The following is a 13443-nucleotide window of genomic DNA, read 5'->3' as shown; positions in this document are numbered from 1 at the left end:
AATCCACTATTCATGCGACCACAGCAAATCACCGACGCACAAATCAACGACTTCATCGTCGCCGGACTGAAAGAAGACATCGGCGCGGGCGACCACACCTCTTTGGCGACGATTCCGGCAGACAGCCGCAGCCGCGCCGTGTTGAAAATCAAAGACTACGGCGTGTTGGCGGGCATAGAGCTGGCCGAGCGCATCTTCCGCCACCTCGACCCGACCGCCAAAATGACCGTCCACAAGCCCGACGGCTCCGACGTGCTCTTCGGGCAGACCGGCTTTGAGGTAGAGGCCAACACGCGTGCCTTGCTACAAGCCGAGCGCCTTACCCTCAACACCATGCAGCGCATGAGCGGCATCGCCACGCTCAGCAGCCGCTTCGCCTTCGAGGTCGGCGACTTGCCTGTGAAAGTGCTCGACACGCGCAAGACCACGCCTCTCATTCGCTTTCTGGAAAAATGGGCCGTCAAAATCGGCGGCTGCGAAAACTACAGATGGGGCCTTTATGACTGGATAATGATAAAAGACAACCACGCCGACGCGGCGGGTGGTGTTCGCAAAGCCATCGAAAGAGCGCGTGCCTATTTGAAGGAAAAAAATCTCAATCTCGGCATCACGGTCGAAGTACGCAACTTGGTTGAGTTAGAGGAAGTTTTGAACACGGGCGGCATCACGCGCATCATGTTCGACAATTTTGAAATTCCGATTTTGCACGAAGCCGTCGCTATAGTGGGCGGTCGTTTCGAGACCGAAGCCTCTGGCGGCATCACCCTTTTCAACGTCAGAAAATATGCCCAAACAGGGGTCAATTATGTTTCGGCAGGCGCCTTGACTCATTCGGCGCAACCGCTGGACCTTAGTTTGAAAATTGTTCGTTGATAGTTGTTTGTTCTTCGTTCGGAGAGCGATAGATGGCAAGCAAACAACTGAAAACGAACAACTAAGAACCAATAACTATGAACCAGTAACCAACAACTAAACTCATGTCATCCGACGATTTTTACTGGTACGCCAGCGTGCTGATTTTCATCCCGTGGGCGCTGTTGATTTTTGCTCCCAGATGGCAATACACCGAACCCATTGCCTTTGGCTCGGCGGTCGTGTTGTTGTTGGCGGCGGCTATTTTCACCATTCAATACTTAGTGGGGGCGGAAGGTGGCGGCAGCCTGCGCTCGTTGGATGGATTGACCAACCTGTTCCGCAGCAAGGAAATGCTCCTGACGGGCTGGCTCAACTACCTTTCGTTCTGTCTGCTCGTCGGCACTTGGCAAACGCACGATGCGCGGCAGCTGAAAATCGGGCATATTTTTCTCATCCCCAGTTTGTTGCTCACAATGCTGACAGGGCCAGCGGGGTTGCTGCTCTACCTCGTCGTGCGTTTTTTTAAAACCAAAAAATGGGAAGTCGGGTGATTCACCGCGAAAACGCGGGGAAATTTAAAAGTTGTGTAAAAACTTAGGCATCCAACCCAAGTCAATGTAAAATTGTTTTAGCGAATACATCTGGTTCATGGAGTTATCGAATGACATATCGGTATTGAAGGATTTGGTCATGGTCTTGCTTGCCAAGGTTGAGGCACTGGAATCCGAGAATGCTGCCCTTCGGGCGGAAGTTGCCGAATTGCGTTCGCGCCTAAAGATGAACAGCAAGAACAGTCACAAGCCGCCGTCGTCAGATGGTTTGTCCAAGAAACCGGGCCTTCCCAAAGAGCCGCCCAAAAAGAGCGGCGGCCAGTTGGGCCACAAAGGCAAGACGCTCAAGATGGTGGACACGGTGGACCACGTTGTGGTGCACCATGCCACATCCTGCTCCTGCTGTTCGAAGGATTTTTCCACTGCCGACGTGGTTGAAGTGGCCCAAAAGCGCCAGGTGTTCGATATTCCCGCACCCCGCATGGAGGTCACGGAGCACCAGTTGGGCGTGGCGGTCTGTTGTGGCAGGCAGCATTGGGGCTGTTTTCCGCCCGAGGTAGGCCAGCCTGTGCAGTACGGTTCCCGGATCAAGGCGCTGAGCGTCCTGTTGAACAACGACTACAAACTGCCGCTGGAGAAAATCGAGCAACTCATGGGCGACCTGTGGGGCTGTTCGTTCAACGAAAGCACCGCCCTGACGGCCAACGCTGGCATGTACCAAGCCCTTGAGCCGATTGAGGAACAAATCAAAACGGCGGTTTTGGCCTCCGATGTGGTTCATTTTGATGAAACGGGCATGCGGGTGGAGAAAAAACTCCACTGGTTCCACGTCGCCTCGACCGCGCTGTTCACCCACCTGTTCGTCCACAAAAAACGGGGCAAGGAGGCGCTCGAATCCGAAGCCTCGCTGCTCAAGGACTTCACCAAGCGGGCCGTGCACGACTGCTGGGCCAGTTATTTTGACTTTCAACAGTGCAAGCACGCCCTCTGTGGCGCGCACCTGCTCCGGGAACTGACCAATCTGGCGGAAAACGGCTCAAAATGGGCCTCCCAAATGCACCAGTTTGTCCTGCAACTCTACCAAGCCAGCCAAAAGGGCACCGGGTCGGTGGCCGACCCTCAAACCTGGCGGCACCACTTCGAGCAAATCTGCCAATCGGCCGACAGGGAAGAGCCGCCCCCCAAACAGGGCAAAAGAGGAAAGCCCAAAAACTCGAAGGGACGCAACCTGCTCAATCGCCTGGTCAAGCACCGGGACGAGTGGCTTGCCTTTGCCTTTGAGCAAAACGTGCCGTTCACCAACAACCAAGCCGAGCGCGACATCCGTTGCCTGAAGACCAAACAAAAGGTCGCCACCAATTTCCAAACCTTTAAAGGGGCGCAGCACTATGCACGCATACAATCATTTACCTCAACTCTACGCAAACATTCAATGAACGTGTTCCAGAACCTGACAAACGCTTTTGATAGGAAAACTATCGTTTTTAAGGCTGGCTAAGTTTTTACAAAGTTGTTGATTATCAGAAATAAAACCCGCCGCCCCTTCGCGGCTCAAAGCCCTTGAAGCGACTTACCTTTGTGCCTAAATTTATCCATTAACAAAAGACTCGTTGCGGTGAAGGCCTTTGAGTGAAGGGAAAGCCCTCCACCGCAACGAGTCAAAAAACAACCACTCATTGGATTTTACTGAATTTGGATTCGACCCCGACTTGCTCGACGGCATAGAGGCCCTCAATTTTAAAACTGCTACCCCCATACAGGCGAAAGCTATTCCCGTGATTTTAGAGGGCAAAGACCTTATCGGCATCGCGCAGACGGGCACTGGGAAAACAGCCGCCTTCGTGCTGCCCATCATCCACAAGATATTGGAATCGAACGAGGCCAACTATACGCAGGCGCTCATCATCGTGCCGACCCGCGAGCTGGCCATGCAGATTGACCAAGCCATTGCCGCGTATTCCTATTTCACCGACATCTCCTCCATTGCCGTCTATGGCGGCGGCGGCGGGAAAGATTTTGCGCAAGGCAAAGAGGCCATCACAAGCGGCACCGACATCATCATCGCCACGCCGGGACGGCTGCTTGCGCATATCAATTTGGGCTACGTCAATTTTTCGCGTCTGCGCTTTCTCGTGCTTGACGAGGCCGACAGAATGCTCGACATGGGTTTCATGCCCGACCTCACCAAAATCATCAAAACACTCAATCCCCAACGGCAGAGCCTGCTCTTTTCCGCCACCATGCCACAAGGGGTGATGAAATTGGCCAAAACCCTCTTACGCAACCCCGTCACCGTCAGCATTGCCCTGTCGAAACCCGCCGAGGGGGTCAGCCAGGGAGCCTACATGGTGAACGACCGCCAGAAATTGCCGCTGATAGCCGATATTCTGAAAGACCGCACGGGTCAGCGCATCTTAATATTCTGCTCGAGCAAAATCGCCGTCGGCCAACTCTACCAGCAATTGAAAAGCCGAGGGCTGCCAATTGCCCGAATCAGCAGCGACCTCGAGCAGGAAGAGCGCGAACAGGTGATGCTCGCCTTCCGCAACCGCCAAACCGACATTCTCGTCGCCACCGACGTGCTCAGCCGAGGCATTGACATTGACGGCATTGACCTCGTGGTGAACTACGACGTGCCGCGCGACGCAGAGGACTATGTGCACCGCATCGGTCGCACGGCCCGCGCCGCCCGCAAGGGCGCCGCCCTCACCTTGGTCTCTCACGCAGACTTGGTGCGCTTCAAGCGCATCGAAAAATTGATTGGCAACGAGGTGCCGAAAATCCCCGTGCCGCCACATATCGGCTCAGGCGAGGAGCGCGACCGCCATCGCTCGCGCCGCAAGCCACAGAAGGCGAAACCTGTCAGCACGGGAAAACAAGAGACCGATAAAAAGCCTCCGGGCGAAGGTGAAAAATCGCAAAGAAGGCGACGAAGAAGAAGGGGCAAGGGCAAACCCAAAGTGGGGGGGGATGCTGCATGATTTATCTTGACAACACCGTAAACGCCACCCACGCGCACAGATAGGCCAGCCCACTCATGAAGAAGAACTGGAACAAAGGCCATTTCCAGCTGCCCGTCTCGCGGCGCACCACAGCCAGAGTGCTCATGCACTGCATCGCCAGCGCGTAAAAAACCAGCAGCGAGATGCCTGTCGCCAAAGTATAGACAGGCCGTCCGTCCCTAAAAGTATCCTCTCGCATTTGCCTTCGCAAACGGCTATAACGCTCAAAAGGACGTTGGTTGGCGGCTTCCTCCTCCTCCACCCTGCCCACGCTCTCAAGGCTGTAAATGGTGTACATCGTGCCATTGAACACCTCTCTTGCCGCAAATGAAGAGAGCAAGGCAATGCCGATTTTCCAATCGTAGCCAAGCGGCGCGATGAGTGGTTCTATAGCCTTGCCCACCATGCCCGCGAACGAGGCTTCCAGCCTTTTGGCAGCCACCAAGTCGTCGAGCGAGTCTTGCGATATCTCTGCCGTAGCGGTGGCCTTCACCTGCGCCTCGGCGTTATCCAAAGCGCCGGACGGCCCCGTGTTGCCTAAAATCCACAAGATGACAGAGATATAGAGAATGATTTTGCCTGCGCCGCTGATAAAGGCTTTGACTTTTTCCCACACCGTGAGCCACACGTTTTTCCAGTGGGGCATCCGATAGACGGGGAGCTCCAGCGCGAGATAGGAAGGGTCGCTGGTCCGCAAGAGCTTCTTGAATGTGTAGGCAGCCCCCAAGGCGGCGAGCAGCCCGAAGAAATACATCCCACCAAACACGAGCGACTTGGTCCACCAGCTGCTGTGGGGCAAAGCCACCGGGATGAGCACCAGATAGACCGGGATGCGTGCGCTGCAACTGATGAATGGCGTCACCATTACCGTGATGAGCCGCTCTTTCCAGTTGCTGATGGTGCGTGTGCCCATGATGGCTGGCACCGCGCAAGCACCACCGCCAATGAGCGCCACGATGCTCCGCCCGTTCATGCCAAAGCGGCGCATGGTTTTATCAAAAATAAATACCGCCCGCGCCATGTAGCCCACTTCTTCCAAAATGGTGATGAGCAGAAAAAGCAGCGCGATTTGAGGCACAAAAACCAAGATGCCCTGCAAGCCCGGCAATACCCCTTTGGTCAGCAAGTCGGTGAACCAATTTTCTCTCAAACCCCCGCTAATGGCATCTATCACTACGCCAATGCCGCTTTCCACCCAGCCGCCCGTGATGTCGTATCCAAAAAATATCGCCATAAAGACCAGCAGCATCACGCCAAAAAAGATAAGTGGCCCAAACCAACGGTGCGTCAGGATGGTGTCAATACGGTCAGTAAAAGTGGTGGGCTCGACGGAAGGTTGCGACACCGTCTGCCGCACGATGGGCGTGAAGCGGTCGAAGCGGTCGAGGGTTTCGTCCACCTGCACCCGCAAGGACTGGAAATCTTTGGTCTGCACGATGGCGGCCAATGTCTCACGTTCCTGTTTTTGCAAAAAAGGCAACCAAGCGTGATGATGGGCCAGCAACAAGGCGTGATAGGGGCTACCCGTCGCAACATTGAGCTGTGCCGCATCGGCCACCTGTTTTTCGACCTCCCGCAAAGGATAAAATGCCGATGTGGGGCGTCGGTGGTGCCCGTCGCCGTTCAGCAATTTTTCCAAATCGAGCAACAACTTCTGGATGTTCTCGCCTGTGCGCCCACTGATGGAGACCACCGGCACCCCAAAGCGTTCGGCCAATTTGCCAGTGTTCACTTTGATGCCTGCTTCAGCGGCAGTATCGGCCATATTGAGCGCCATAAGCATCGGCAAGCCCAAGTCAAGCAGCTGCGTAAACAACAGCAAATGCTTCTCCAAGTGTGTCACGTCGGCCACATAGACCAGTGCGTCAGGGTAAAAATCATCCTTGGGATTGGTGAGCACGGTCGTGACGATTTTCTCGTCGGAAGAGGTGGGGTGCAAGCTGTAAGTGCCGGGCAGGTCAATCAAGAGCGCCTCCGCTCCGCTGGGGAAGCGCAAACGACCTTCCTTCACTTCCACCGTCACCCCGGGAAAATTGCCAGTTTTTTGACGCAGCCCGGTCAGTTGGTTGAAAACCGTGGATTTGCCGCTGTTCGGGTTGCCAATGAGTGCTATCTTCGGGACTTTGCCGCGTGCTTCTTTCATGCTTCCAATAAAATGCTCGCGGCCTCCTCTTCACGGAGCGCTAAGCGGACACCATCAACTTTTACATAATAGGCTTCGCCAAAAGGTGCGGGGCGTACCAACTCAATGCGTACGCCAGGCAGTACCCCCATGGCGGTTAATTTTCCCGCCAACGTGGGGTCGGTGAAGGCAAGCGTGAGGGCGCTTTCGTTTTGTTTCAGGTCAGGAACGGTGCGGTAACGGCGCTGCATCTTAGAAAGGGGCTTGGTTAAGGCCAATAATTTAGTCAAAATCTAAACACGGCAAATGTAGAAGCTGTTCGCCAAACGCCAACAAAAATTCTGCAAGGGTTTTGTCAGTTGTTGCGATGATTAGAATCATTGTGCAGACGAGAAAAGCGCGTGAAGGGTGGCAATCGCCAAAAAAATCTCAAAAACAGAAAGTCGCCACCCAAGCCGAGCAAATAGAATTAAATGCTTTAAAGTCGCTGTTAAAAAATATAGTTGACGATGATTTGGTTTTTTTACCAAACAATTACATAGTTTCGCCCCACGAAAAGCAACTTTCATCTTTCACAAACATCAGGACAAAATGGAACAGGTTCTACCTTACCTTCTCAACACATTACTCGGCGCTGGCGGTGGCTATTTGGGCAATATGCTCAAAAAGAACGGCCTCGGCATGGTCGGCAATCTGCTTTCCGGCGCTGTCGGAGGCAACGTGCTTCCGCTCATCGTGTCAGCCGTCATGGGCGGCGGCGGTGGCGACAACATGATTTTGAACATCATCACCGCCTTGATAGGCGGCGGCGCGGGTTCGCTCGTGGGCGGTTTGTTCAAAAAAGCACCGGGAGCAGCGTAATGTGCCGTTGAGAAAACAAGAAAGAAGGCGATTCCGAATGTCGGAGTCGCCTTTTTCGTTGAGGGGCCTATGCCGTCAATACTCAAAACCGAACCCACTTGCTTTTGCTCTTTCCGCTCGCAATGACTTTTTCGATAAACCTCATGCCGCGCACACCATCTTCCACGAGCGGAAAATCGGCATACAGCGGATTGGGCTTTTTGCCCTCAATGTGCGCGCGGACACAATGCGCGAAATTGCGGTAGATGTTGGCAAAAGCCTCCAAATAGCCCTCAGGATGCCCCGCCGGAATGCGGGTGTGCGCCAGTGATTCGGGATAAAGCGGCCCCACGCCCGTGCGGAAAATTTGCGTCTGCCTGTCCAGCCACTTCACGACGAGCGTGTTGGGTTCCATCTGTCGCCATTCAAGCCCACCTTTTTCGCCATAGACACGGATGTTCAGGTTGTTCTCTTCCCCAGCGGAGATTTGGCTGGCGTGCAGGATGCCTTTTGCGCCATTGTCGAAATGAAGCAGCACGTTGCCATCGTCGTCGAGCTGGCGGCCCGGCACGAAAATGCTGATGTCGGCACAGATTTCGGTGATTTTTAACCCCGTGACGTATTCCGCCAGATTTTCGGCATGGGTGCCGATGTCGCCCATTGCGCCGGCGATGCCGCTGCGCTGGGGGTCGGTGCGCCACGCGGCTTGCTTCGAGCCAGTATCCTCGGCCTTGGTGCTGAGCCAGCCCTGCGGATATTCCACCACCACTTTTCGGATGTTGCCCAATTCGCCATGTTTGATCATCTGTCGCGCCTGCTTCACCATTGGGTAGCCCGTGTAGTTGTGTGTGAGCGCGAACACCAACCCGGTTTTTTCCACCAACTTTTCCAGCGCGAGGGCTTCTTTCATGTTGAAAGCCAATGGCTTGTCGCAAATAACGTGGAAACCGTTCTCCAGCGCCATCTTGGCGGGAGCAAAGTGGACATGGTTGGGCGTGACGATGCTGACGAACTGCATCCGCTTGTCGGGGCGGAGGCGTTTTTCGCGCTGAATCATCTCTTTGAAAGTGCCGTAACAACGGTCGGGCGGCAGGCCGAGCTCCGCGCCGGAAGCCTTGGATTTCTCTGGGTCGCTGCTGAAAGCGCCACAGACGAGTTCGATTTCGCCATCCAATGCGGCAGCCATGCGGTGCACCCCGCCAATGAAGGCGCCTATGCCCCCGCCGACCATGCCCATGCGTATCTTTTGTTTCATAATGAGCAGGAGGAGATTGTGTGTAAAATCAGCGATATGCTGCCGCAAAGCAAGGATTTTTTATCTGATTTTTCCACTTTCCGCTGTTCTCTCCATTTTCGTTTTGAAAAATAAAAAAATCCGCGTGTACCTTTGCCCCGTTATGAAAATCGAATGCGCTCTTCTGCATCATCGCCATCATCTCCTGCCTTCCGGCAAGCGATGAGGTATTGGCGCGCTTGAGCATTTGCTCCATTCACCCAACCCGGCTTGTCGTGTACTCGGCAAGCCGGGTTTGTTTTTGCCAACAACCCAACATTATGCTTCGTATTGCCATTCAAAAATCCGGTCGCTTATTCGAGGACTCCGTCGCCCTGCTGCACGACGCGGGCATTTCTTTTGGCAGCAACCCCGGTCGCTTGCTGCGAGCGCAAGCCGACAATTTTCCGCTGGAAATCATTTTCCTGCGCGACGACGACATCCCGGAATATGTCGAGGAAGGGGTGGTGGATGCGGGAATCGTCGGCGAGAACGTGGTTTTGGAAAAACAAAAAAACGTGCGCACCGTCGAGCGGTTGGGATTCGGGAAATGCCGCCTCAGTCTTGCCATGCCCAAAAGCACAGCCTACGACGGCGTGCAAAGCCTCCAAAACCTGCGCATCGCCACCACTTATGGCCGGGTGCTTGCTGCCTTTTTGGAAAAAAACAACATCCGCGCCGACATCCACGAAATCAGCGGCGCCGTCGAAATCGCGCCGTCGCTTGGCTTGGCCGATGCCATTTTCGACATCGTGAGCACGGGCAGCACGCTGTTGGCCAATGGCCTTCGTGAGGTGGAGACCGTGCTCGAATCCGAAGCCTTGCTCGTCGCCAGCTTTGCCCTCGAAACGCCCAAGCAGGAAATACTCGCTCGCCTGCTGTTTCGTCTCCACGCCAACCGCAACGCCAAAAACCACCGATACATCCTGATGAACGCGCCCAACGACCGCCTGCACGAAATCGCCCGCATCATACCCGGCATGAAAAGCCCGACCGTGTTGCCGCTTGCGGTGGAGGGTTGGAGCAGTCTGCACAGCGTGGTGCCGGAAGCCGTTTTCTGGGACGTGTTGGAGCAGCTCAAGGCCGCTGGGGCTGAGGGCATCTTGGTAGTGCCCATAGAAAGAATGATTGTCTGACGCAGCGATGAAAAACATGAAAGTATTAGCCAATCCATCTCAGATTCAACTTGCGGCAGCCCTCACCCGCCCACTTGATGGGCAAGCTGCCGAACGCCGAAGCAAGGTAGCCGCCATGCTGGATGCCATTCGCAGTGAAGGCGAAGCGGCGGTGCGGCGTTTTTCCCGACAATTCGATGGTTTTGCCGCCGAAACGTTTGAGGTCGCCGCGGCAGAACACAAAGCCGCCGAACAACAGGTACCCCCCGCTTTGAAAGCCGCTATTCGACAGGCACACGCCAACATAAAGACCTTTCACGAAGCGCAAAAAGAGGAAGTCCGACGCATCGAGACGATGCCCGGCATCGTCTGCTGGCGCAAGGGTGTGCCGATTGAGAAGGTCGGTCTTTACGTTCCCGGCGGCACCGCGCCGTTGTTTTCCACGGTGCTGATGCTCGGCGTGCCAGCCCAGCTGGCAGGCTGCGCGGAAATAGTGCTCTGCACCCCGCCTCGCCCTGATGGTTCGGTGCATCCGACAGTATTGTTCGCGGCTCGGCAGTGTGGCATACACCGGGTGTTCAAACTCGGCGGTGTGCAAGCCATCGGCGCGATGGCCTATGGGGTAGCCGGGGTGCCAGCCGTGTGGAAAATTTTTGGCCCCGGCAATCCGTGGGTCACGGCAGCCAAGCAGCTTGTGAGCCTTGAAGGAGTGGCCATTGATATGCCTGCGGGTCCTTCCGAAGTTTGCGTGGTGGCCGATTCGACGGCCCATCCCGCTTTCGTTGCGGCGGACCTGCTGAGCCAAGCAGAACACGGTGCCGACAGTCAGGTGTTGTTGATTGCCACATCGGGGGAGTTGTTGGAGCAAGTGGAAGTGGCGCTGAGAACACAATTGGCGGATTTGCCGCGTCGTGATTTTGCCGAAAAATCGTTGGCCAACAGTTGCGCCATTCTGGTGAGCGACTTGCAGGAAGCCATGCGCATTGCCAACCAATACGCACCCGAACACCTGATTTTGCAGGTCGCAGATGCCGCGCAATGGGCAGAAAAGGTCGTGAACGCGGGGTCGGTTTTTCTCGGCGCGTTCACACCCGAAAGCGCGGGCGATTACGCATCTGGCACCAACCACACCCTGCCGACCGAGGGCTGGGCACGGTCATATTCAGGCGTTTCGCTCGATGGTTTTTTGAAAAAAATCACTTTTCAGCATATTTCTCCCAACGGTCTGCGCGCGTTGGCCCCCACGATTGTCGAAATGGCGCGGGCCGAGGGCTTGGATGCCCACGCACGGGCTGTGGAAATGAGACTGTCAACAACGGAATCATCAAGCCAGCCACCCGTTTCAAACATCTGACAATGAGCAACTTTGAAGAAAAAATAAATGCTTTGCTGCGACCCAACATCCGTGGGTTGAAGCCGTACTCGTCGGCAAGAGACGAGTTCAAAGACAGCTCCATGTCCTCGACTCTCCACCCTCCACCCTCCACCTCCCTTTTTCTCGATGCCAATGAAAACAGCCTCGGCAGCCCATCAAGCGACGATTACAGTCGCTACCCCACTTCGCAACAGATGCTTCTCAAAGCCGCCATCGGTACACTGAAAGGCATCGCGCCAAGCCAAATTTTTTTGGGCAACGGCTCTGACGAGGCCATTGATTTGCTGCTTCGGGCTTTTTGCGAACCCGGACGCGACAACGTGATATTGATGCCACCCACTTATGGGATGTATGCGGTGCAAGCCGACATTCACGGCACGGAACAACGGCAAGCGCCGCTGCGCCCCGGCTTTTTGCCCGACGCACAAGCCGTGAAGGCAGCGACGAACGAGGCGAGCAAATTGTTGTTCCTCTGTTCGCCCAACAACCCTACCGGCAATTGTCTGCCCGAAATATTCATCTTGGAAATGCTTCGGGATTTTCCCGGCCTAGTTGTGATTGACGAGGCGTACATGGATTTTTCGACGATGCCCTCGTGGGTGTCGCACTTGCCTCGCTTCCCGAATCTCGTGGTGTTGCAAACGTTCTCCAAAGCATGGGGCATGGCAGGCGCGCGAGTCGGCATGGCCTTCGCCCATCCGCTCATCATCACTGTTTTGAACAAGATAAAGTACCCCTACAACTTGAGCACGGCCAACATCCGATTGGCTGAAGAAGCCATAAAAAACGAGGCCATCGTGAAGAGAAATGTCGGCGCATTGCTTGCCGAACGCGCTCGCTTGGAAAAAGAGCTGCCCAAGTTGGCTTGCGTGAGACAGGTCTTTCCGAGCGATGCCAATTTTTTGTTGGTGCGGATGGCGGATGCGGACGCGGCCTATCGGTTTCTGGTGGAAAACGGCATCGTGGTGCGCAACCGCAGCAAAGAGCTGCATTGCGAAAATTGCCTGCGCATCACCGTCGGAGCACCCGATGAGAACACACGTTTACTGCACACCCTCGACAAATACACACCTTTGTGACCATGCAAAAAATACTTTTTATTGACCGCGACGGAACCCTCATCGTGGAGCCGCAGCCCGACCAACAAGTGGATTCGCTGGAAAAACTCGAATTCGTGCCGGGAGTCATTTTTGCGTTGGCTCGCATCGTCCGCGAATTGGACTATGTGCTCGTCATGGTAACAAACCAAGACGGGCTTGGCACGGATACTTTTCCCGAACACACCTTCTGGCCCGCTCACGAAAAAATGTTGAAAACGCTTGAAAACGAGGGTGTTCGATTCCGGGCAGTACACATTGACCGCAGCTTCCCGCACGAAAACCTGCCCACGCGCAAACCCGGCATTGCCATGCTGCTCCAATACCTGAACGGGGAGGTTGATTTGCCAAACTCTTACGTAGTCGGCGACCGCCTGACCGACGTGCAGCTGGCCAAGAACCTCGGGACGAAAGCGATTTTTTTGAAAAACGCCTCGGGCATAGCGGCAGAGGCGGTACCGGGAGCAGTGTTGCGGCACGCACGTGGCATTGAGTATAATCCCGAAAATCAGGACTTGGAGGCCGCATTGGTGGCAGAACACTGGGAGGAGATTTATCAATTCTTGAAACTGCCGCCTCGCCGTGTGCGCCACCAACGCACCACCCGCGAGACGAACATCACCGTCGAACTAAACCTCGACGGCACAGGGCAAAGCAACATCCACACCGGACTTGGCTTTTTCGACCACTTGCTCGACCAATTGGCGCGACACGGCGGCATGGACTTGACCATCGAGGCCAAAGGCGACCTCCACATTGACGAGCATCACACCATAGAGGACACGGCCCTTACGCTGGGCGAAGCGGTAGCTTTGGCGCTTGGCGACAAAAGGGGCATCGAAAGGTATGGCCTACCGATGGACGACGCGCTGGCGCAGGTCGCTATTGACTTTGGGGGGCGCCCCTGGTTGGTGTGGGATGCCGCGTTTCGCCGCGAAAAAATCGGCGATGTGCCCACGGAAATGTTTCCGCATTTTTTCAAGTCCTTTTCCGATGCCGCCCGTTGCAATCTCCACATCCGCTGCGAAGGCCAAAACGAGCATCACAAAATCGAAGCGATTTTCAAAACATTTGCCAGAGCCTTGAAAACAAGCGCCAAGCGCGACCCCCACAACCCCGAACTGCCCACCACGAAAGGCGTTTTGTGAAGACTTGGCGGAGAGCTGATTTCATCACTATCGAAACCATGTTCAACTTTTAAAAAAAGTCTCGC

The 13443-nt window shown here is 55.1% G+C and carries 13 protein-coding genes; 9 read left to right on the top strand and 4 right to left on the bottom strand.

What is annotated here, in order from left to right:
- The first annotated feature begins 12 nt into the window (after positions 1–12).
- From nadC to KIS77_09785, 4 genes are all read left to right on the top strand, one after another.
- Positions 13–873, top strand: coding sequence for a carboxylating nicotinate-nucleotide diphosphorylase (nadC, locus tag KIS77_09800; GenBank protein MCW5922628.1), 861 nt, complete (start codon positions 13–15; stop codon positions 871–873).
- Between the two features lie 104 nt (positions 874–977).
- Positions 978–1406: a DUF4281 domain-containing protein gene (locus tag KIS77_09795; GenBank protein ID MCW5922627.1), complete on the top strand. Its 429-nt coding sequence runs from the start codon at positions 978–980 to the stop codon at positions 1404–1406.
- Positions 1407–1503: 97 nt separating this feature from the next.
- Positions 1504–2904: an IS66 family transposase gene (locus tag KIS77_09790; GenBank protein MCW5922626.1), complete on the top strand. Its 1401-nt coding sequence runs from the start codon at positions 1504–1506 to the stop codon at positions 2902–2904.
- 178 nt (positions 2905–3082) lie between these two features.
- The gene (locus KIS77_09785; GenBank protein MCW5922625.1) at positions 3083–4387 is read left to right on the top strand and encodes a DEAD/DEAH box helicase; all 1305 of its coding nucleotides are present in this window, start codon (positions 3083–3085) and stop codon (positions 4385–4387) included.
- Between the two features lies 1 nt (position 4388).
- On the opposite strand, the gene feoB is transcribed toward KIS77_09785, so the two are convergent.
- Both feoB and KIS77_09775 read right to left on the bottom strand, forming a co-directional pair.
- Complete coding sequence (gene feoB / locus KIS77_09780; GenBank protein MCW5922624.1) at positions 4389–6551, bottom strand: ferrous iron transport protein B; 2163 nt, start codon at positions 6549–6551, stop codon at positions 4389–4391.
- Positions 6548–6781: a ferrous iron transport protein A gene (locus tag KIS77_09775; protein ID MCW5922623.1), complete on the bottom strand. Its 234-nt coding sequence runs from the start codon at positions 6779–6781 to the stop codon at positions 6548–6550. The genes feoB and KIS77_09775 overlap by 4 nt, the downstream gene beginning before the upstream one ends.
- A gap of 340 nt (positions 6782–7121) precedes the next feature.
- Between KIS77_09775 and KIS77_09770 the strand changes: the two genes are divergently transcribed.
- Positions 7122–7391 carry a hypothetical protein gene (locus KIS77_09770; GenBank protein ID MCW5922622.1) on the top strand — a complete coding sequence of 90 codons (270 nt, stop codon included), beginning with the start codon at positions 7122–7124 and terminating at the stop codon, positions 7389–7391.
- 82 nt (positions 7392–7473) lie between these two features.
- On the opposite strand, the gene KIS77_09765 is transcribed toward KIS77_09770, so the two are convergent.
- A complete protein-coding gene (locus tag KIS77_09765; protein ID MCW5922621.1) occupies positions 7474–8601 on the bottom strand; it encodes a Gfo/Idh/MocA family oxidoreductase in 1128 nt (375 codons plus the stop codon).
- A gap of 52 nt (positions 8602–8653) precedes the next feature.
- On the bottom strand, positions 8654–8860 hold the full coding sequence (locus KIS77_09760; protein MCW5922620.1) for a hypothetical protein: 207 nt from the start codon (positions 8858–8860) through the stop codon (positions 8654–8656).
- A 64-nt stretch (positions 8861–8924) separates the two neighbouring features.
- Here KIS77_09760 and KIS77_09755 point away from each other — a divergent pair, with 64 nt between their 5' ends.
- From KIS77_09755 to hisB, 4 genes are read left to right on the top strand one after another with little or no spacing between them, the layout of a single operon-like run.
- Complete coding sequence (locus KIS77_09755) at positions 8925–9779, top strand: ATP phosphoribosyltransferase (protein ID MCW5922619.1); 855 nt, start codon at positions 8925–8927, stop codon at positions 9777–9779.
- Positions 9780–9795: 16 nt separating this feature from the next.
- Positions 9796–11112: a histidinol dehydrogenase gene (gene hisD, locus KIS77_09750; GenBank protein MCW5922618.1), complete on the top strand. Its 1317-nt coding sequence runs from the start codon at positions 9796–9798 to the stop codon at positions 11110–11112.
- Positions 11113–11114: 2 nt separating this feature from the next.
- Complete coding sequence (hisC, locus tag KIS77_09745) at positions 11115–12212, top strand: histidinol-phosphate transaminase (GenBank protein MCW5922617.1); 1098 nt, start codon at positions 11115–11117, stop codon at positions 12210–12212.
- A gap of 2 nt (positions 12213–12214) precedes the next feature.
- Positions 12215–13378: a bifunctional histidinol-phosphatase/imidazoleglycerol-phosphate dehydratase HisB gene (gene hisB, locus KIS77_09740; protein ID MCW5922616.1), complete on the top strand. Its 1164-nt coding sequence runs from the start codon at positions 12215–12217 to the stop codon at positions 13376–13378.
- The last annotated feature ends 65 nt before the right edge of the window (positions 13379–13443 follow it).

This window comes from Saprospiraceae bacterium, from assembly GCA_026129545.1.
In the GTDB taxonomy this organism is placed as follows: domain Bacteria; phylum Bacteroidota; class Bacteroidia; order Chitinophagales; family Saprospiraceae; genus M3007.
Note: the sequence above shows the minus strand (reverse complement) of the source record. Positions and strands in the feature narration are given on the sequence as shown.

Coding starts and splice junctions, on each gene's coding strand:
- KIS77_09775 (MCW5922623.1), bottom strand. CDS start 6,781: ATGCAGCGCCGTTACCGCACCGTTCCTGACCTGAAACAAAACGAAAGC.
- hisB (MCW5922616.1), top strand. CDS start 12,215: ATGCAAAAAATACTTTTTATTGACCGCGACGGAACCCTCATCGTGGAG.
- nadC (MCW5922628.1), top strand. CDS start 13: ATGCGACCACAGCAAATCACCGACGCACAAATCAACGACTTCATCGTC.
- hisC (MCW5922617.1), top strand. CDS start 11,115: ATGAGCAACTTTGAAGAAAAAATAAATGCTTTGCTGCGACCCAACATC.
- KIS77_09755 (MCW5922619.1), top strand. CDS start 8,925: ATGCTTCGTATTGCCATTCAAAAATCCGGTCGCTTATTCGAGGACTCC.
- KIS77_09765 (MCW5922621.1), bottom strand. CDS start 8,601: ATGGTCGGCGGGGGCATAGGCGCCTTCATTGGCGGGGTGCACCGCATG.
- KIS77_09790 (MCW5922626.1), top strand. CDS start 1,504: ATGGAGTTATCGAATGACATATCGGTATTGAAGGATTTGGTCATGGTC.
- hisD (MCW5922618.1), top strand. CDS start 9,796: ATGAAAGTATTAGCCAATCCATCTCAGATTCAACTTGCGGCAGCCCTC.
- KIS77_09770 (MCW5922622.1), top strand. CDS start 7,122: ATGGAACAGGTTCTACCTTACCTTCTCAACACATTACTCGGCGCTGGC.
- feoB (MCW5922624.1), bottom strand. CDS start 6,551: ATGAAAGAAGCACGCGGCAAAGTCCCGAAGATAGCACTCATTGGCAAC.
- KIS77_09795 (MCW5922627.1), top strand. CDS start 978: ATGTCATCCGACGATTTTTACTGGTACGCCAGCGTGCTGATTTTCATC.
- KIS77_09760 (MCW5922620.1), bottom strand. CDS start 8,860: ATGGAGCAAATGCTCAAGCGCGCCAATACCTCATCGCTTGCCGGAAGG.